We start from the raw sequence: 20516 nt of genomic DNA on the forward strand, positions 1-20516 counted from the left end.
ATTTTGAGACACATTCTAACATCATAAAACGCGAAGCGCCGCCTCCAGCCCGCGTACAAGATCTTCAAGTGCCATACTTGGTGTCGGCCGGTTCATAGTGGAAGTCTGAACCGGAATATAAGGGACATGGACGAATCCGCCCCGGGTATTGGGAAATTCATGATGAATGTGATACAAAACACCATACATCAGCTGATTGCACACGAATGTGCCTGCGGAATAAGAGATGGCAGCCGGAATTCCGGCGTTACGGATGGCAGCCACCATATCCTTGACAGGAAGCGTGGAAAAATACCCATCCGCGCCGTCCGCAAATACAGGCTCGTCATGTGGTTGGTTTCCCTGATTATCCGGGATGGCGGCATCCATGAGATTGATGGCAATCTGTTCCACAGTGATGGCAGTGCGACCTCCAGCCTGTCCAATGCAAAGGACAACATCCGGCTGGTGAAGCACCATGGCTTCATGAACCGCCTGGGTGGAAGCTCCGAATACGGTAGGGACAACAAGTTTAATAAGTTCCATATCCGGGGCTGGTGCCTGAATTTGTTTCAGCGCTTCCTGCGCCGGATTGACAGTTTCCCCTCCGAAAGGGTCAAATGCGGTCAGCAGAATTTTCATGGCAGTAAAACCTCCTGTAATAGTAGTTGGGATGTGTAAAAAATATTATAACAGACATGGAGGGAAGTTTGAACCGAAATCTGTCTGAAAATGTGTTGGCTTAGAGTATGTCCCCCAAAAGGCTTTCTGCAAGATGTGCGTCACAATTTGCGAGAGATTGCGGGAATGATTTTGGTGATACGCTCTAACGCAGTTTTGGCTAGATGTTTGATAAAAAAGTTTACAGAAGAACAAAAATGCAGTACGATATAGAAATAAAATTTGTAACTGTTCAGTACCTTCACAATACTGCCTCGCAGAATAGTTACTAAAATTTATAACAGCAGGAGAACGAACAAAATGAATTTAACACCCTATTTCAAAAGCATCATTGACCAGGACACTGCCTCTGTGGTGATCTGCAATCTGGCTCATGAGATCATCTACATGAATCCCCAGGCCATCGCCAATTATCACAAATGGGGCGGTGAGGCGCTGATCGGAAAAAGTCTTATGAACTGCCATAACCCCAAGTCCAAGGAGGTGATCGAGAAAGTCATCGCCTGGTTTGGCAAAAGCAAAGAACACAACCGCATCCACACTTTCTATAATGAAAAGCAAGCGAAAGACGTATACATGATTGCGCTTCGAGATGAAAACGGAACCCTCATCGGCTACTACGAAAAACACGAGTATCGAACAAGGGATGAAGAGCCTTTCTACAATTTTTAATGAAAAAAAGCATATGAACTTATCCCCACGGATAAAATTCATATGCTTTCTTTTTTTGCGTCGAAATGCGGCTTCCGCAGTTAGCTGAACACCGCGAACAGCGCTCCAAACAGCCCTGCACTTGCAGCTCCCATAATGATTCCAGCCAGCAGAACCCCCAGCATAACTGCAAGAACGCTGGACTTGAAATCCATATCCAGAAGGCTGGCAGCCAGAGTTCCGGTCCAGGCGCCTGTACCCGGAAGCGGGATTCCGACGAACAGAAGCAGTGCCAGAAACAGTCCCCGGCCCGCCTTTGCCTGAAGTGCCTTGCCGCCCTTTTCCCCCTTCTCCAGACAGAAGGTGAAGAAACGTCCGATTACAGGCTTATCCTTTCCCCATTCCAGCACCTTGCGTGCAAAGAAATAAATAAAGGGTACCGGGATCATGTTTCCGATAATCGCAATAATGTAAGCCTGAGTCAGCGGAATACCAAAAGCCACCGCATAAGGAATAGCCCCTCTAAGCTCAATCAGCGGCACCATAGAAATCAGAAAAACAATCAGATAACTTTTCATGTGCAAATCTCCTCTTAAAATTCAATTCAATGCCAATATACGTTGTCTTTCCCTGAAAAACAACCAATCTGGTTTATTATACATGAAAATCCCCCGATTGAACAGAGCAAAACAGGGAAAAAATTTAGAAAAAAGTTAAGAAAAATTTATGTTTTTCCCTAGAAAACTATTGACAGCAAAATAAACCATGCTATAATAAAAACAAACATATGAATAATTGTTCATATGAAACAAAGAACATTTTCAAAAAGGAGATCACTACCATGAAAAAAACTTACAAAATCGACGTTGACTGTGCAAACTGTGCGAACAAGATGGAGGAAGCTGCTAAGAACACAGCTGGTGTTAAGAATGCAACTGTGAACTTCATGACACTGAAAATGATCGTTGAGTTTGAAGATGGACAGGAGCCGAAGGCAGTTATGCAGGAAGTCCTGAAGAACTGCAAGAAAGTAGAAGATGACTGCGAGATCTTCTTATAAGAAGAAAAAGAAACGCAGAATCGCCCGGAGCATGCCCAGAAGGTTTGGAGAGGTCCACATGCTCTGAAGCAACCGCCGGACAGAGTCGTGAGCTGTCCGGCTTTTCCAAAATGAATCCCGCGGTAATGCATCACCGCGATCCTATAAACTGGCAGCTTTGGCCAGAAATAATCCTAAATTTTCAATAATTAAAGGAGGCCATGCCCCGGCGGCATGAGAAATGGTATGAATAAGAAGCAGAAAAAAGTTCTGATCAGAATCATTATTACGTTTGTACTTCTGATCCTGCTGCGTTTTATTCCGGTAGAAGGCTATGTTCGAATGGCATTGTACATGATTCCTTATCTGGTAATCGGTTATGACATTCTGAAAAAAGCGTTCAAAGGAATCAAAAACAGGCAGGTATTTGATGAAAACTTCCTGATGGCAGTTGCTACCATCGGAGCCATTGCCCTGGGCGATTACCAGGAGGGAACATCCGTTATGCTGTTCTACCAGATTGGCGAGCTTTTCCAGAGCTATGCAGTAGGAAAGAGCAGACGAAACATCAGTGAGCTGATGGATATCCGCCCGGACTATGCAAATGTGGAGCGGGATGGCAAGCTGGAGAAGGTTGATCCGGATGAGGTTGAGGTTGGAACTGTGATCGTGGTTCAGCCTGGTGAGAAAATCCCCATTGATGGAATCATCGAAGAGGGAACTTCCACATTAAACACCAGCGCCCTGACCGGAGAGAGCCTTCCAAGAGATGCCAAAGCCGGAGAAGAAGTAATCAGCGGCTGCATCAACATGACAGGCGTGCTGAAAATCCGCACCACCAAAGAATTCGGCGAATCCACCGTTTCCAAGATTCTGGATCTTGTGGAAAATTCCAGTTCCAAGAAATCCAGATCCGAGAACTTTATTTCCAAATTCGCAAAATATTACACCCCTGCAGTCTGCTACAGTGCCCTTGCCCTTGCAGTCATCCCGCCTCTTTGCAGAATGCTGTTCATGGGACTTTCCCCGGAGTGGGGCGACTGGATCTACCGTGCCCTTACCTTCCTGGTAATCAGCTGCCCATGTGCACTGGTCATCAGTATTCCTCTTAGCTTTTTCGCAGGAATCGGCGGCGCCAGCAATCAGGGTGTCCTGGTAAAAGGTTCCAACTATCTGGAAGCACTTTCCCAGGCAAAGATCGTAGTATTTGATAAAACCGGGACCATGACAAAAGGTGTCTTCGAGGTAAGCGGAATCCATCACAGCCAGATGGAAGATGCCAAGCTTCTGGAATATGCAGCTTATGCAGAGTGTTCTTCCTCCCATCCAATCAGCAAAAGCCTTCAGAAAGCATACGGCAAGCCCATTGACCGAAACCGTGTAACCGACATTGAGGAAATCGGCGGAAACGGTGTAATCGCGAAGGTTGACGGCGTGCAGGTCGCAGCCGGAAATGCCAAGCTGATGAAGCGTCTTGGCATCGAATACAAAGACTGCCATCATGTAGGAACCGTTGTCCACATGGCAGTTGACGGCAAATATGCAGGACACATCCTGATTTCCGACATTCTGAAGCCTCATGCAAAAGAGGCCATCGCCAACCTGAAAAAGGCAGGCGTTGCCAAGACTGTTATGCTCACTGGAGATGCCCGCAATGTGGCAGAGTCCGTGGCAGCAGAGCTTGGAATCGGAGAAGTGCACAGTGAGCTTCTTCCGGCAGACAAGGTTGCCAAGGTGGAAGAGCTTCTGGCAAACAAATCTGAGAAAGAGAAGCTGGTATTCGTTGGGGATGGAATCAACGATGCGCCGGTTCTTTCCAGAGCAGATATCGGAATCGCCATGGGTGCTCTCGGATCAGATGCTGCAATTGAAGCAGCCGACGTTGTCCTGATGGATGACGACCCTGTGAAAATCGCCAAAGCCATCCGCATTTCCAGAAAGTGCATGCGCATTGTATATGAGAATATTTACTTCGCAATTGGAGTCAAGCTGATCTGCCTGATCCTGGGCGCACTTGGTATTGCAAACATGTGGGTTGCCATTTTCGCAGATGTAGGAGTTATGGTTCTCGCAGTACTTAACGCGATCCGCACATTGTTTGTAAAGAATCTTTAATGATACAGAGAGATGCCGCTGAAAGATGACATCTATGTTTTAGAAACAAAAGAGGGGGCAGAGAATTTTGCCCCCTGAATTCATATAATGAAATTCAGTGAACGGATACAACGGATATTAAGGAATAAGCATATTGATTTGCTTGATATTTCGTTGTATTGTTATTTGGATATCTATAAAATGAGGTGCCTGATTATGAAAAAAGATACAGAAAAAGAAATTGAAATCTGCGATTGCTGTGAGGTTCACGAAAACCTTCTTCAGATCGTAAACGAAACTCTTCCGGAGGAAAATGAACTCTATGATCTTGCAGAGCTTTTTAAGGTATTTGGCGATTCCACAAGAATCCGCATTCTGTTTGTGCTTTTTGAGGCAGAGGTATGCGTGTGCGATCTTGCCAAGGCTTTGAATATGACACAGTCCGCTATTTCTCACCAGCTTCGCATTCTGAAGCAGAATAAGCTGGTAAAAAGCCGCCGGGAGGGCAAATCCATTTTCTATTCTCTGGCAGACGAGCATGTGCGCACCATTATCGACCAGGGAAGAGAGCACATTGAAGAAGAATAACAAGGCTGCAATTGAGCGGTAAAATAACAGGCGCTGAAGGGGGGTTGACTTCCTGGAGACAATTTGATATATTAAATACACTTGTAGATTCCGTGAGGGAGTAGTTTGCGTGAAAGCGTGGTTTGTCAACAGTCGCGGCTTTGGTTCATTTTGGACCTTGCCTGGCAAATCTTAAAGAATGAGACTCATGTATGTCTGTTTTTGGCATACATGAGTCTTTTTGCGTTTTGGAATTTTATACCTATACAATTGCCTTATAAGGAATCTGTAAAAAGAAAAAAATAATTATAACAAGAGTAAAGGAGAATGTTATGCAGGATTTTATTAATGGATTGCCAATCGCAGCAGTTATTCTGCTGTTACTGGCAGGCTTTGCCTTCCTGGTAAAGGGTGCTGATCTTTTTGTAGAAGGAAGCTCCAGTATTGCAAGGAAATTAAAGGTTCCGCCTATTATCATCGGTCTTACCATCGTAGCCATGGGAACCTCACTTCCGGAAACAGCAGTCAGTGTAACGGCTTCTATGGTGCAGAATAATGAGCTTGCAGTCAGCAATGTGGTAGGCTCCAATATTTTTAATCTGATGTTTGTAATCGGTGTCTGCTCCGTGCTGACTCCCATCATGGTACAAAAGGTAACTCTGATCAGAGATATTCCCTTGTCCTTTGGATGTGCCCTGTTGCTGCTTGTGCTGGGAATTCTTGGCATAGGTGATAAAACAGGAATGACACTTGGACATATAGACGGAATTGTTTTTCTTATTATATTTGCTGTATATATTTTCACAATGGTACAAAGTGCAATGAAGGCCAGAGCGGCAGGACAGAAGGTTGAGATAGAAGGTGTTGAGTCCTGCGAAACGAAAGAACTGTCATATGCAAAAAGCATCCTCTTTCTCATCGTAGGAGCCGGTGCCATTGCATTTGGAGGCGATCTGACCGTTGATACTGCCAGCAGAATTGCAATCAAGCTTGGAATGAGCCAGACTCTGGTAGGCCTTACCATTGTATCCATCGGAACCTCACTTCCGGAGCTTGTAACCTCTATAGTTGCAGCCAGAAAGAATGAAGTGGATATGGCAATTGGAAATGCGGTAGGCTCCAACATTTTTAACATTCTGATGGTACTTGGAATCTCAGCAACTATTAGCCCGGTTGCCCTGCTTAGAGAAAATATCATCGATATTATTATTCTTATGATATTTACAGTGCTTGTATGGCTTTTTGCAGGAACGAAAAGAAAAATCAGCCGTAAAGAAGGTATTATTATGGCTCTGACTTATCTGGTTTACTGCGGATATATTATAATTCGTTAATTGGACTTACATTAAAAAAAGCTTTTATCCGTTCCCTTTGGACAGATAAAAGCTTTTTTATGATAAATATACACGCTAAAGTACATTGCTGATGAAAATCTCCAGGCCGATTGCGATCAGGATCACGCCGCCTAAAATATCTGCTTTGTTGGAAAGCCTTGTACCAAAGCGCTTTCCAAGGGAAAGCCCGGCCATACAGATAAAGAAGGTAACCACAGCAATGATCACAGAACAGACAAGAGCCATCAGCCAGTCATAATTGGCGATGGTAAAGCCTACAGATAAAGCATCAATGGATGTGGCAACTCCCTGGATAAAAAGTGCTTTAAGACCGATTCCTGAAAATTCTTCCTCTTCCCCAGTCCCCCGGATGCCGTTTATCAGCATGGAACCGCCGATATAGCCCAGCAGGATCAATGCAATCCACGGAATAAATTTCTCAAAAGACCGGAAGGATTCCACAATGGTATGAACACATAGCCAGCCGGCCATAGGCATAAAGGCCTGAAATCCGCCGAAGATCCCGGCAATACCGCACATTTTTCGGACTCTCATTTTTGGCTCATGAAGGCCGTTGGCAAGAGAGACAGAAAACGCATCCATTGCAAGCCCAACTCCCAGAAGAGCACTGTTGAGAAAAAAGACAAAGCTGTAACTCATTTTTACTTTCCTCCATATTTTAACTAGAGCGTGTTTGAAAAAGGCTTTCTGCAAGATGTGCGTCACAATTTGTGGGAATGATTTTTCAAACACGCTCTAAAAAGCATGAAAAAAGACCCGATATATAACCATCGCTATATATTGGGTCATCAACAATCTTATAAAAGGACAGACTCCATGTATAGCACCAGTTATACATGAGTCTCGCAATTTAATGCAAGCCAGACCAAAGCATTACTTCCTAACAGCTGTCGGCCGGTGTGTTGACTTGCCACGTGTGAATAACACGCTTGCTACTCCCTCACAGGGAAACCTTGTTTTGTAACTCTAGCAGATAAAAAAGAGTTTGTCAATAATATTTCTCAATAATATTGACATCCTGAAAAAATTAGAATAAACTAACCCCTGTAACAAGATAAAATTTCTCAATAAGGGGAATCATATGATGTGAGTGTCAATAAGTATAAATTGCTTATTTGTGCGAGCACAAACGCAATTTATACTTTTGACACTTACATCATCATATCATACATAGGAAAAGAGGACAGTACATATGACGTTAAAAGATCTTCCTATCGGAAAAACCGCTACTGTGACAGTAGTAGGCGGAGAGGGAGCCCTAAGACAGCATTTTCTAGATATGGGAATCATTCCCATGGCAGATGTGACAATGGTGAAATATGCACCTATGGGTGATCCTATTGAAATACGGATCCACAGCTACGAGCTGACCCTGCGCCTTGCAGATGCAGCCAAAATTGAAATCGAAAACATCAGAGGTGCGAAAGCTCCAAAGAGAAACGAGCGTGCCAAAGCCATTCCTCATCCGGGACTTGGAGAAGGAGGCAAATACCACGAAAAGACAGATGAGCATCCCCTTCCGGAAGGAGAGCTTCTTACCTTCGCACTGGCAGGAAACCAGAACTGCGGCAAGACTACCCTGTTCAACCAGCTGACCGGCTCCAATCAGCATGTGGGAAATTTCCCGGGGGTAACTGTTGACCGTAAGGACGGTGCCATCCGCGGAAAAAAGAACACTCTTGTAACAGACCTTCCGGGAATTTATTCCATGTCACCTTATTCCAGCGAGGAAATCGTAACCAGAAGCTTTATTCTGGAGCAGAAGCCGAAGGGAATCATCAACATTGTAGACGCCACCAACATTGAACGAAATCTTTATCTGACCATGCAGCTGATGGAGCTGGATGTGCCCATGGTACTGGCACTGAATATGATGGACGAGGTAAGACAAAACGGCGGAGCTGTTTTGGTAAACCAGATGGAGGAGCTTCTTGGAATTCCTGTTGTTCCTATTTCAGCGGCAAAAAACGAAGGAATCGATGAGCTTGTAGCCCATGCCATTCATGTGGCAAAATATCAGGAACGCCCCAAACGGCTGGATTTTTGTGATGCCAATGACGATGGCGGAGCAGTTCACAGATGTCTTCACGGAATTATGCACCTGATCGAGGATCATGCCCAGAAGGCAGACATTCCGGTGCGCTTTGCAGCCAGCAAGCTTGCAGAGGGAGATGAGCTGATCCTGGAAAAGCTGAAGCTGGATCAGAATGAGAAGGAAACCTTAGAGCATATTGTAAAACAGATGGAAGCGGAAAGAGGCCTTGACCGTTCTGCAGCCATTGCACACATGCGCTTTGATTTTATTGAAAAGGTCTGTGACGAGACGGTTGTCAAGCCTCATGAAAGCAAGGAGCATTTAAGAAGCCAGAAGATGGATAAGATCCTTACCGGCAAATATACAGCAATTCCCTGCTTTGCAGGCATTATGGCTCTTGTGTTCTGGCTTACCTTCAGTGTGATCGGAAAAGGACTTTCAGATGTTCTTGACATGGGAATTTCCAGTCTGACAAATGCAGTGGATCAGCTGCTGACTGCCTGGAACGTAAATGATGTGCTTCATTCTCTTGTAATTGACGGTATTTTCAACGGTGTTGGAAGCGTACTCAGCTTTTTGCCTGTAATCGTCACCCTGTTTTTCTTTTTGTCTCTTCTGGAAGACAGCGGATACATGGCAAGAGTTGCCTTTGTAATGGATAAGCTTCTTCGTAAGATCGGACTTTCCGGACGAAGCATTGTGCCAATGCTGGTTGGCTTTGGCTGTACGGTTCCGGGAGTGATGGCAAGCAGAACACTTCCCTCTGAGCGTGACCGTAAGATGACCATTCTTCTTACTCCGTTTATGAGCTGCTCTGCAAAGCTTCCGATTTATGCATTCTTTACAGCAGCATTTTTCCCGAAATATGGGGCACTTGTAATGGTGGCACTTTATTTTGGCGGAATTCTGATGGGAATTCTGACGGCGTTGATTTTCGGCAAAACCCTGTTCAAGGGCGAGGCAGTGCCCTTTGTAATGGAGCTTCCGAATTACCGTCTTCCGGGAGCGAAAAATGTAGGGCAGCTGCTCTGGGAAAAAGCAAAGGATTTCCTGCAGAGAGCCTTTACGGTTATCTTTGTGGCAACAATTGTAATCTGGTTCTTACAGACCTTTGACCTGCATCTGAATATTGTGACAGATTCCAAGGACAGTATTCTGGCAGTCGTGGCAGGTATGGTGGCACCTGTATTTAAGCCTCTTGGCTTTGGAGACTGGAGATTTTCCACAGCCCTTGTCACAGGCTTTATGGCAAAGGAGAGCGTGGTTTCCACACTGTCCATTTTGTTTGGCAGCACGGCAGCCCTGACAGAGGTGCTGACACCCCTTGCAGCAGTCTGTCTTCTTACCTTCTGCCTTCTGTATACACCATGTGTGGCAGCTATTGCTTCTGTGAAGCGGGAGCTGGGTGGAAAATGGGCAGCAGAGGTGGTAATTATGCAGTGCGCAGTAGCCTGGGGTGCGGCATTTTTAGTAAAAATCATCGGCGTTTTCCTCGGATTTTGAGAAAAATGACTATTTTTCATTTTTGTTAAAATAAATATTGACTATTGGTCATTTTGGGTTATACTATAGTACGAAAGAAATGAATTAAGGAGATGACATCAATGGTCAAAGTAGGAAAATGGATAGCCAAGCATAAGGTTCTGGTTCTTCTTATCGGGCTTTTGCTGGTAATCCCGTCTGTGATCGGAATTGCAGAGACAAGAGTTAATTACGATCTGTTAAGTTACCTGCCGGATACCCTTGAAACTGTAAAGGGTCAGGATATTCTGGTGGATGAGTTTGGAATGGGCGCCTTTTCCATGGTAATCGTGGAAAATATGGAAATGAAGGATGTCCAGAAGCTGGAGGATGAGTTCAGCCGGGTAGAGCATGTTAAGGATGTTCTCTGGTATGATGATGTGGCAGATATCACCCTTCCTGTGGAAATGATTCCTGAGAAATACAGAAAGGTATTTATCAATGGCGACGCCACCATGATGCTGGTACTGTTTGATAATACCACATCCTCCGATGATTCCATGGAAGCCATTACAGAGCTTCGTAAGATTGCCAATGAGCAGTGCTTCCTTAGTGGTATGACAGGTGTTGTTACGGATATTAAGAATATTGCCATGCAGGAGCTGCCGATTTACGTTGTGATCGCAGCTGTGCTCAGCCTGATCGTTCTGGAGCTGACAAGCGGATCCTTCGTTGTTCCCTTCCTGTTCTTGCTTAGTATCGGACTGGCAATCCTCTATAACCTGGGCAGCAATATTATATTGGGAGAGACCTCCTATATTACGCAGGCACTTACTGCAGTCCTTCAGCTTGGTGTAACAATGGACTATTCCATTTTCCTTCTCAACAGCTATGAAGAGAATAAGAAGCGTTTCCCCGGTGAGAAAGACCGGGCCATGGGTCATGCCATTGCAAATACCTTCAAGTCTGTAGCAGGAAGCTCCGTTACAACGGTTGCCGGCTTTGTTGCACTTTGTGTTATGACCTTTGCCCTTGGACGTGACCTTGGTATTGTTATGGCAAAAGGCGTTGTCATTGGTGTTGTCTGCTGCGTAACCATTCTCCCTGCACTGGTTCTGTTCTTTGACAAACCAATTGAGAAGACACAGCATAAGCTTCTGTTTTCCAGAATGGATAAGCCATCTGCTTTTATTACAAAGCATTATAAGGCATGGGTTGTTATTTTCCTGGTTCTTTTGTTCCCGGCTATTTACGGAAACAATCATACACAGATTTATTACAACATTGCAGAATCCCTTCCGGCTACCCTGGACTGCAACATTGCAAACAATGAGCTGGAGAAAACATTTGCAGTAGGAAATATCCATATGGTTATGATGGATAATGACATGGATCCCAAGCAGAAGCAGAAGATGCTAAGCGAAATCGATGAGGTTGAGGGTGTAAAGTGGAGTCTGGGTATGAATTCCCTGATCGGCTCAACTGTTCCGGAATCCATGATACCAAGTGATCTGAAGAAGATTTTTAAGGGTGACCAGTATGAGCTTGCATTTGTCTGCTCCGAGTATGAATCTGCAACAGATGAGGTAAATGCCCAGCTTGCCAAGATCAATGAAATCGTTAAGAAATATGATGATACAGCAATGGTAATCGGCGAGGCACCGCTTATGAAGGACCTTCAGGATACGACAGATGCCGACCTGGTACGTGTAAATGTTATTTCCATCGGTGCTATTTTCCTGATCATCCTGATCATTTTCAAATCAATTTCCCTGCCTATTATTCTGGTTGCGGTTATTGAATTTGCGATTTTTGTAAACATGGCGATTCCGTTCTATCAGGGAATCAGTCTTCCGTTTGTTGCAAGTATTGTCATCGGTGCCATCCAGTTAGGAGCCACAGTTGACTATGCGATTCTGATGACCACCCGTTATCAGAGAGAGAGACAGCATGGTAAGGATAAGAAGGAAGCCATCAGCATTGCCCATAAGACCAGCATGCCGTCCATCATCAGCAGTGGTCTTAGCTTCTTCGCAGCAACCTTCGGTGTTTCCTGTTATTCACAGGTTGAGATGATCGGTTCTATCTGTACACTGCTTGCACGTGGTGCCATCATCAGTATGGTAGTCGTACTGTTCATTCTGCCGGCTATGTTCATGATCTTCGATAAGCTGATCTGCGTAACCTCCATCGGCTTCCTTGGAGATAAGAAAGCAGCGAAAGCAAAATAAAACATACATAGGAAAAATAAGTCCTGCTTCTAAGATGAGGCGGGACTTTTTTCGGTTGAATATAGGGAAAGAAAACGGTATAATTGAATTGCTGTTCAATTAAGTGGCGGTAAAATGCCTTCCGCAAGGAAAGGGCGCACCGCGATACAGGCAGCAGATAAGGAGTGAAGTGACAGATGACACTGAAAGAGATACTGACCCAGGTGCAGCAGGGAACCCTTTCCCCGGACGCAGCAGGGACGATGATCCGACAGGATGGATATAAAGAAATGGATTATGCCAAACTGGATACAGGCAGGAAAGCCCGTACCGGTTTTGCGGAGGTAATCTATTGCAGCAATAAGGCAGATGAGCATCTGCTGAAAATTTTTGAAAGATTGTACCATGAGGAGGGCGAAGTGCTGGGAACCAGAGCATCCCAGTCGCAGTATGAGCTTGTGCGGGAAAAATTCCCCCAGGTTCAGTACGATCCCCTTTCCCGGATTCTGAAAATAGAGAAGCTGGATAAGGTTCACGAGGGCAAAATCGCTGTGTGCACAGCTGGCACCGCAGATATTCCCGTTGCGGAGGAAGCTGCCCAGACAGCAGAGTATTTTGGTACCCATGTGGAGCGGATTTATGATGTGGGAGTCAGCGGAATGCACCGTCTGTTTTCCAGACTTGAGGTAATCCAGGAAGCCAACTGCGTGGTAGCAGTGGCAGGCATGGAGGGCGCCCTGGCAAGCGTCATGGGCGGACTGGTAAGCCGTCCGGTGATTGCAGTGCCTACCTCTGTGGGATACGGCGCCAATTTCCACGGACTGTCTGCCCTTCTCACTATGATCAATTCCTGCGCAAACGGAATTGCAACCGTCAACATCGACAATGGATACGGTGCCGGCTATCTGGCTACGCAGATCAACCGTCTGGCACTGGGAAAATAAGGAGACAAAATGGGAAAAACATTATATTTGGAATGCTATTCCGGAATCAGCGGGGATATGACAGTAGCAGCCCTTTTGGACTTGGGCGCAGATCAGGAAGTACTGGGAAAAGTACTTGCAAGCCTGCCCGTGCAGGGCTTCGAGACCAAAATCAGCCGTGTAAAGAAATCCGGAATTGACGCATGTGACTTCGACGTAATCCTGGACGCCGAGATCGACGGACATGATCATGATATGGAGTATTTACATGGACATGAGCATCCTGCAGAGGCAGCACAGCTGAGTAAGATGGAAGTGCATGCGCATAGTCATGAAGAAGAGCATAGCCATGAGCATGTACACGCTCACCAGCACTCTCATAGTCACGAAGAAGAACATTCACATGGACACACACACAGCCATGAAGAGGAACCTAATCATGAGCATGTCCATACTCACGATAACGAACATGAACATTCTCATAATCAGGAAGACCATGCGCATGAGCACACACACAGCCATGATGGTGAGCATACCCATGATCACCACCACCATCACCAGCACCGCGGCATGAAAGGAATCCGCCAGATTATTGCTGCCGCCGACATGACCGAAAACGCGAGAAAAATCTCCCTGGACATTTTCGAAATACTTGCCCAGGCGGAAGCCAAAGCCCACAACGTGCCCGCAGAGGAAGTTCATTTCCACGAAGTTGGCGCCGTAGACTCCATTGTAGATATTTTATCCGTGGCAGTCTGCCTGGACAACCTTGGAATCACAGACGTGATCATCCCTGTATTATATGAAGGAATCGGCACCATCCGCTGCCAGCACGGCATCCTTCCGGTTCCCGTTCCTGCCGTCACCAACATTGTACAGCAGTGCGGCCTGGACCTTAAGATTACCCAGGTAAAAGGCGAGCTTGTCACCCCAACAGGCGCCGCAATCGTAGCCGCAGTGCGCACCGGCAAAACACTTCCGGAGAATTTCGAAATTGAAAAAATCGGCATCGGAGCCGGCAAACGAACCTACGAATGCCCGGGAATCCTCCGCGCCATGCTGATTCGAAACACAGACTCCGACCAATCCAGCGATGACAAAGACGTTATCTACAAACTGGAAACCAACATCGACGATTGCAGCGGTGAAGTCCTTGGCTTCGTAATGGAGCGCCTTTTTGAAGCAGGCGCAAGAGACGTCCACTACACCCCTGTATATATGAAGAAAAATCGCCCAGCATGGCTGCTCACCGTAATCTGCAAGGAAGAAGATGTCCCCGGCATGGAAGCCCTGATTTTCGCAGAGACCACCAGCATCGGCATCCGCAAGGCAAGAATGGAGCGTACCATTTTACCAAGACGCAAAGAAAAAGTCATGATTCCCTTCGGCGAAGTGGAAGTAAAAATCTGCGGCCCGGAAGGCGCCCAGAAGTGCTACCCGGAATACGAAAGCCTTGCCAAAATCTGCCGCAAAACCGGAATCTCCTACGCCGAAGCCTATCAGATGGCCGTAGAAGCCAGCCGGAACCGAGGTTAATATTGCAACCCATGATAGAGTGTGCTAAAATACAGCTTAGTTTTTTCGGAGACACAATCTCCGGGAAAGCCAATCTATTTATACAATGGAGTGAATATGAAGAAATACATTGACAATTTCAGACAATACCAGTTCCTGTTAAGCGAGCTGGTAAAAAAAGGAATCAAGCTGAAATACCGCCGTTCCTATCTCGGTATTGTATGGTCAATGCTGGAGCCTTTGCTTTCCATGATCGTACTGACCATCGTATTCGGAACTCTCTATGGAAACAAAGACAGAACCTTCCCTGTATACATTCTGACAGGACGTCTTCTGTACAGCTTTTATTCACAGGCCACCAAAGCAGCGCTGAAATCCATCCGTGCCAACTCCGGCATGATCAAGAAGGTATATGTACCCAAGTATTTATACCCCCTTTCAGCCGTTGCTTATAACTATGTAATTTTCCTGATCTCCCTTTTGGTGCTTGCAATCGTAAGCGTGATCCTTGGAGTGAAGCCTACCATTTATCTGCTTCAGGCTCCGGTGCCGCTGCTTATTATCCTGCTTTTCTCTTATGGAAGCGGAATGCTTCTTGCAACCATCGGCGTATTTTTCCGGGATATTGAATATCTGTGGTCCGTAGCCCTGATGATGATCATGTACACCTGCGCGATTTTCTACTATCCAAGCAAGCTCCTTAAGAGCGGCTGGGCATGGATCCTGAAATTCAACCCGCTGTACTGCATCATCCAGATTTTCCGTTCCGCAATTTTCGGAAAGCCTATGTATCCGCCATATGTATTATATGCAGTGGGATTCAGCGTTATGATCACCATTGTGGGCGTAATCTGCTTCCGAAAAAAGCAGGATCAGTTTATTCTTTATATTTAAGGAGAAAATATGAGCCAGAATGCCATAGAAGTAAATGATGTAAGTATGAAATTCAACCTGAGCCGCGAGAAGGTTGACAGCTTAAAGGACTACATTTTTAAAGCCATCAAAGGTGAACTCCAGTACAATGAGTTCTGGGCTCTCAGAGACATTAATTTCAGCGTGGAAAAAGGAGACCGTGTGGGAATCCTGGGCCTTAATGGAGCTGGAAAAAGTACCCTTCTTAAGGTAATCTCCGGCGTATTCAAGCCCACCACAGGAAGCGTGAAAAAGCACGGCAAAATGGTTCCTCTTCTGGAACTTGGCGCAGGCTTTGAGCCCCAGTACACCGGAACCGAGAACATTTATCTTTACGGTTCCATGCTTGGCTATACCAAGGATTTTATTGACAGCAAATACGAGGAGATTGTGAAATTTTCCGAGCTTCAGAAATTTATGGATGTTCCGGTGAAAAATTATTCATCCGGTATGAAATCAAGGCTTGGATTTTCCATCGCCACAGTTGTGGAGCCCCAGATTCTGATCCTGGACGAGGTGCTTTCCGTCGGAGATGCCAAGTTCCGTAAGAAAAGCGAGAAGAAGATCATGAGCATGTTCGACTCCGGTGTCACCGTGCTTTTCGTATCCCATTCCCTGGAGCAGGTTATGCGTCTTTGCAACAAAGCCATGATCCTGGAAAAAGGCCAGCTGCTTGCATACGGCGATATTGGCCCTATCGCAGAGCAGTACAGCCAGATGATCAACTAAAACGATAAAAAGAGCTTGACACAAACATCTGTGTGCTATATAGTTAAAAGCACATGTGATGAAAAGAAAGGAAAGGAGGCAGTAATATGAATATCACAGGAATAAGAAACAATCATTTACATGAAAACCTGAGATTAAGGAATATCCAGCTGCCTGCTTTTATGGACTGCGAAGCGATGTGAGAAGGGCTTTTTCTTAGATGAAAGCATCCTAAGAATTGGACGGATTCACACAGAGCGAATATTGCAGTGACTTTTGCGTATACAGGACATCCCTTGATTCAGAGGGGTGTCCTTTTTTTACTGTCAATTTTGACAAATGCATATGGCGCAGTTCCCATAAAGCACAATGCGTTATTTAGGGGAGCTTACGCGAAGTGCTTTTGTCTGGACCAGAAGAGCAAAAGAAAAGCAGGAAGTAAAACCAAAACAGGGGGAAAGTATGAAATCAAAAAGAAAAACTGACAAATTCCGGATCATTTTCCGTTTCCTGAAAGGAAATATCCGGTTTTTAGTGGGAACCTTAGTGTTTTCCGTGCTGTTTACAGCATGCAACGCACTGATCCCGCAAATCGTGAAATACACGGCAGACCATATTCTGGTGCTGGATGGAATCCCGGATGGTCTGAACGTGCGGCAGGCCTTGTTACTGGCCGCCATTCTGGTGGTAGCCGCAGCTGTTTTGTCGGGGATTTTTAATTACCTGAGTAAAATGTGCCTGGCAAAAGGTTCCGAGAATTTTTTGAAATCCATCCGTGATACCTTGTATCATCATACCCAGTATCTGCCATTTTCCTGGCATGTACAGCATCAGACCGGAGAAATCATCCAGAGGTGTACCTCAGACGTGGAAGTCATCCGCAACTTTGTGTGCCGGCAGCTTCCAGAGGTGTTCCGAATCTGTTTTCTGATCATTTTGTATCTGGGAATCATGTTTTCCATGAATGTGCCCATCACCCTGGCGGCGGCAGCCTTTTTCCCGGTGATCATCGGCTATTCCGCATTCTTTCATTCTCGGATCGGGAAGCGGTTCCAGGATGCCGACGAGGCGGAAGGCGCCCTTTCCAGCACCGTGCAGGAGAACCTGACAGGAGTGCGGGTGGTCCGTGCCTTTGGACGTGAGAAATACGAGATCGACCGCTTTGACCAGAAAAACAACGCCTACTCAGACCTCTGGGTTTACCTGGGTAAGCTGATGAGTGTGTTCTGGGCATCTGGCGATCTGATCACCAACCTGCAGGTATTGACGGTTATGGTTCTGGGCGTGGTGTTCGCTGTGGAAGGAAGGATCACCCTTGGCGAATTTATTGCTTTTCTTTCCTACAACGCCTCCCTCACCTGGCCGGTGCGAAGCCTGGGCAGAATCATCTCCGATATGAGTAAGGCAGGCGTTTCCATGGAGCGTGTGGCTTATATTCTGGAAGCAGAGGAAGAGGATGCGACAGATGCCAATAACAAGCCAGCGCTGACCGGAGACATCTGTTTCCGCAATGTGTCCTTCGCTTATTCCCTGGATCACCCGATTTTGAAAAACATCAACTTCACCATCCCAGCAGGCAGCACCTTCGCCATCCTTGGTACCACAGGCAGCGGCAAATCCACCCTGGTCCATCTTCTGAACCGTCTGTACGACTTGCCAGAGGGTTGCGGCAGCATCACCATCGGCGGTACAGACATCCGTGATATTGACCGCCAGTATCTGCGTCAGAACATCGGAATGGTCCTTCAGGAACCCTTCCTTTTTTCCAGAACCATCCGGGAAAACATCGGTATCACAAAGGAGAAGCTTCTGGACGAGGAAATCCGTCACGCAGCGGAAATTGCCTGCGTGGACGAATCCATCCAGCATTTTACCGACGGCTACGACACCATTGTGGGAGAGCGCGGCGTTACCTTATCCGGCGGCCAGAAGCAGCGTGTTGCCATTGCCAGAATGCTGATGAAACAGGCTCCGGTGCTGGTATTTGACGATTCCCTTTCCGCAGTAGATACCGAGACAGACAACAAGATCCGCAAAGAACTGAAAAAAGAGATGGAGAAAGCCACGGTCATTATGATTTCCCACAGAATCACTTCCCTTATGCAGGCAGACTGCATTATTGTCATGGACAAAGGGGAAATCCAGCAGATGGGAACTCACGACCAGCTGATCCAGCAGGAGGGACCATACAAAGATATTTATGAGATACAGATGAACAGTGACATTCGTCTCATGGAAGGAGGTGCAGTATGCGAATAGAAGAAAAAGAATATACCAAATCCATAGACCTTTCCATCTGGAAAAAAATATTTCCCTTTCTTGCACCAAGAAAAAATACATTGATCATGGTTGTGCTGATGAATCTGCTTTGTTCAGTTGTGGACATTATTATGCCTTTGTTCCAGCGCCATGCCATTGATTCCTTTATTGAGAAGAATACCCTGTCAGGCCTTGGTGGATTTATCCTTTTGTATATTGCCGTGATCGTGTTCCAGATGTGTACGGTAATCTGCTTTACCAGAGGATGCATGAAAATTGACGTGGAAACAGGCCGCGATATGAAGCGCGCCCTGTTTGTCCACCTTCAGAAGCTGTCCTTTTCCTATTACAACGCCACTCCGGTAGGATATATTCTCTCCAGGGTGATGAACGATGTGGCAAGGATCACCGAGCTGATCGCCTGGGATGTGATCGACATGCTCTGGGCCATTTCCTATGTGGTTGGCGTGCTTGTGGCAATGCTTTTCCTGAACTGGAAGCTGGCACTGGTGATCATGATGATCGTACCGGCTATTGCCGTGCTCACCTGGTACTTCCAGAACCGGATCCTTACCTGGAACCGTCAGGTACGCAAGATCAATTCCAAGATCACAAGCGGCTACAACGAGGGGATTATGGGCGCAAAAACGGTGAAGTCCCTGGTGGTGGAGGAGAAAAATTTCGGCGAATTTTCCGCAGTAACAGAGGAAATGCGAAGTGCCTCCATCAAAGCAGCAAGACTGAACGCCATTTACATTCCTATGGTAGCGTTTTTCGGTTTTCTGGCTACTGCCCTTGTGCTGGACCGCGGCGGAATTATGGTACTTGACGGACGGCTGGATCTGGGAACCCTTGCTGCCTTTACTGCTTATGCAGTAGGAATCTTCGAGCCAATCCAGAGACTTGCCGGAATTTTGTCCCAGTGCATTTCCGCGCAGGCAAATATTGAGAGGGTGACCTCCCTTCTGGAAGAGAAGCCCCAGGTGGTAGATTCCCCGGAAGTGCTGGAGAAATACGGTGATTTCTTTAATCCCCACAAGGAGAACTGGGAGCCTATTAAAGGTGACATTGAGTTTGAGCACGTTTCCTTCCAGTATCCAGACGGAAAAGAAGAGGTATTAACCGACTTCAACCTGAAAATCCCGGCTGGCACCAACGTGGCAATCGTAGGAGAGACCGGTGCTGGCAAAAGTACGCTGGTCAATCTGGCCTGCCGTTTCTTCGAGCCGACGAAAGGCAGAGTCCTGATCGACGGCAGGGATTACCGGGAGAGAAGCCAGCTGTGGCTGCACAGTAATATTGGCTATGTGCTTCAGAATCCTCACCTGTTTTCCGGCACGGTAATGGAGAACATCCGCTATGGAAGACTGGATGCCACAGACGAAGAGGTGAAGGCAGCTGCCCGGGCAGTACATGCGGATGAGGTTGCCGAGAAACTGGATAAGGGCTATGACAGCGATGTAGGAGAGGGCGGCGACCGTCTTTCCACAGGAGAGAAGCAGCTCCTTTCTTTTGCCAGGGCAGTTCTTGCGGACCCCGCCATCTTCGTTCTGGATGAGGCAACCTCCTCCATTGACACCAAAACCGAGCAGCTGATCCAGCAGGCTACAGACAAGCTTCTGAAAGGAAGAACCTCCTTCCTCATTGCCCACCGTCTGTCCACCATCCGAAACGCCGACCTGATCCTGGTCGTCCGCGACGGCAAGATCGTAGAGCAGGGCAGGCACCTGGAACTGCTGGAGAAGAAGGGATATTACTATCAGCTGGTACGGCAGCAGTTCGCAGATGAGGAGTCACGGAAGGTGTTGAGGTAGAGCGTGTTTGGCAGATATGTACATCTGTCTGCCCCTGGCGAAAAATAATGCATGAAATTTGTATAATTATACTTGACTTCCCAAAACTTTGGTAGTAAAATTACTTCAGTTCGTTAAACAACTAAATTTAAAAAGGATTAAATTCCTTGAAGGGAAGCAGTAGGAACAGGAAGCTTGTCTACAGAGAGCTGCGCAGGTGGAAAGCAGCGTCAGGTCTGTTTTGAAGATCATCCCCGAGAAGGGAAGCCGAACGCATCACACGCCAAGTAGGTTTCCACGGCCGTTCCCCGTTACCGGAACCACGTATGTCGGT

General features: G+C 46.5%; 17 protein-coding genes and 1 other annotated feature (1 of these 18 running past the window's edge). Of the genes, 13 read left to right on the top strand and 4 right to left on the bottom strand.

The window, feature by feature from the left end:
• Positions 1-21: 21 nt before the first annotated feature.
• Positions 22-621: a pyroglutamyl-peptidase I gene (pcp, locus tag OCV70_RS15260; RefSeq protein ID WP_021925475.1), complete on the bottom strand. Its 600-nt coding sequence runs from the start codon at positions 619-621 to the stop codon at positions 22-24.
• A gap of 339 nt (positions 622-960) precedes the next feature.
• Here pcp and OCV70_RS15265 point away from each other — a divergent pair, with 339 nt between their 5' ends.
• Complete coding sequence (locus OCV70_RS15265) at positions 961-1332, top strand: PAS domain-containing protein (protein ID WP_117854195.1); 372 nt, start codon at positions 961-963, stop codon at positions 1330-1332.
• 80 nt (positions 1333-1412) lie between these two features.
• Here OCV70_RS15265 and OCV70_RS15270 read toward each other — a convergent pair whose 3' ends face one another.
• Positions 1413-1889 (bottom strand): COG2426 family protein, encoded by a 477-nt coding sequence (locus OCV70_RS15270; protein ID WP_117854196.1) that lies wholly within the window; start codon positions 1887-1889, stop codon positions 1413-1415.
• A 263-nt stretch (positions 1890-2152) separates the two neighbouring features.
• On the opposite strand from OCV70_RS15270, the gene OCV70_RS15275 reads away from it, so the two are divergent.
• The 4 genes from OCV70_RS15275 to OCV70_RS15290 all read left to right on the top strand — a co-directional run bounded on the left by OCV70_RS15275 (position 2153) and on the right by OCV70_RS15290 (position 6345).
• Positions 2153-2371 (top strand): cation transporter, encoded by a 219-nt coding sequence (locus tag OCV70_RS15275; protein ID WP_021925478.1) that lies wholly within the window; start codon positions 2153-2155, stop codon positions 2369-2371.
• Between the two features lie 225 nt (positions 2372-2596).
• Positions 2597-4465: a heavy metal translocating P-type ATPase gene (locus tag OCV70_RS15280; protein ID WP_195587405.1), complete on the top strand. Its 1869-nt coding sequence runs from the start codon at positions 2597-2599 to the stop codon at positions 4463-4465.
• A gap of 195 nt (positions 4466-4660) precedes the next feature.
• Positions 4661-5032: an ArsR/SmtB family transcription factor gene (locus OCV70_RS15285; RefSeq protein ID WP_262579838.1), complete on the top strand. Its 372-nt coding sequence runs from the start codon at positions 4661-4663 to the stop codon at positions 5030-5032.
• A 311-nt stretch (positions 5033-5343) separates the two neighbouring features.
• Positions 5344-6345, top strand: coding sequence for a calcium/sodium antiporter (locus OCV70_RS15290; RefSeq protein ID WP_262579839.1), 1002 nt, complete (start codon positions 5344-5346; stop codon positions 6343-6345).
• Positions 6346-6420: 75 nt separating this feature from the next.
• On the opposite strand, the gene OCV70_RS15295 is transcribed toward OCV70_RS15290, so the two are convergent.
• On the bottom strand, positions 6421-7005 hold the full coding sequence (locus OCV70_RS15295) for a manganese efflux pump MntP (protein ID WP_262579840.1): 585 nt from the start codon (positions 7003-7005) through the stop codon (positions 6421-6423).
• A 19-nt stretch (positions 7006-7024) separates the two neighbouring features.
• Entirely contained in the window at positions 7025-7087 is a 63-nt protein-coding gene (locus tag OCV70_RS19900; RefSeq protein WP_317259474.1) for a DUF6783 domain-containing protein, read from the bottom strand.
• A gap of 471 nt (positions 7088-7558) precedes the next feature.
• On the opposite strand from OCV70_RS19900, the gene feoB reads away from it, so the two are divergent.
• The 8 genes from feoB to OCV70_RS15335 all read left to right on the top strand — a co-directional run bounded on the left by feoB (position 7559) and on the right by OCV70_RS15335 (position 20203).
• Positions 7559-9904 (top strand): ferrous iron transport protein B, encoded by a 2346-nt coding sequence (gene feoB, locus OCV70_RS15300; protein ID WP_262579842.1) that lies wholly within the window; start codon positions 7559-7561, stop codon positions 9902-9904.
• Between the two features lie 101 nt (positions 9905-10005).
• On the top strand, positions 10006-12093 hold the full coding sequence (locus tag OCV70_RS15305; RefSeq protein WP_262579843.1) for an efflux RND transporter permease subunit: 2088 nt from the start codon (positions 10006-10008) through the stop codon (positions 12091-12093).
• A 176-nt stretch (positions 12094-12269) separates the two neighbouring features.
• Positions 12270-13016 (top strand): nickel pincer cofactor biosynthesis protein LarB, encoded by a 747-nt coding sequence (gene larB, locus OCV70_RS15310; protein WP_021925485.1) that lies wholly within the window; start codon positions 12270-12272, stop codon positions 13014-13016.
• A 9-nt stretch (positions 13017-13025) separates the two neighbouring features.
• Positions 13026-14531 carry a nickel pincer cofactor biosynthesis protein LarC gene (larC, locus tag OCV70_RS15315; protein ID WP_021925486.1) on the top strand — a complete coding sequence of 502 codons (1506 nt, stop codon included), beginning with the start codon at positions 13026-13028 and terminating at the stop codon, positions 14529-14531.
• Between the two features lie 96 nt (positions 14532-14627).
• Entirely contained in the window at positions 14628-15404 is a 777-nt protein-coding gene (locus OCV70_RS15320) for an ABC transporter permease (protein WP_021925487.1), read from the top strand.
• Positions 15405-15413: 9 nt separating this feature from the next.
• A complete protein-coding gene (locus OCV70_RS15325; protein WP_021925488.1) occupies positions 15414-16151 on the top strand; it encodes an ABC transporter ATP-binding protein in 738 nt (245 codons plus the stop codon).
• Between the two features lie 441 nt (positions 16152-16592).
• Positions 16593-18389, top strand: coding sequence for an ABC transporter ATP-binding protein (locus OCV70_RS15330; protein ID WP_262579845.1), 1797 nt, complete (start codon positions 16593-16595; stop codon positions 18387-18389).
• Positions 18380-20203, top strand: a complete 1824-nt coding sequence (locus OCV70_RS15335; RefSeq protein WP_262579846.1) for an ABC transporter ATP-binding protein — start codon at positions 18380-18382, stop codon at positions 20201-20203. The genes OCV70_RS15330 and OCV70_RS15335 overlap by 10 nt, the downstream gene beginning before the upstream one ends.
• A 137-nt stretch (positions 20204-20340) precedes the next feature.
• Positions 20341-20516 (top strand) — a binding site (T-box leader) (it continues 69 nt past the right edge of the window).

This window comes from Blautia acetigignens (assembly GCF_025566865.1).
GTDB lineage: Bacteria > Bacillota > Clostridia > Lachnospirales > Lachnospiraceae > Blautia_A > Blautia_A acetigignens.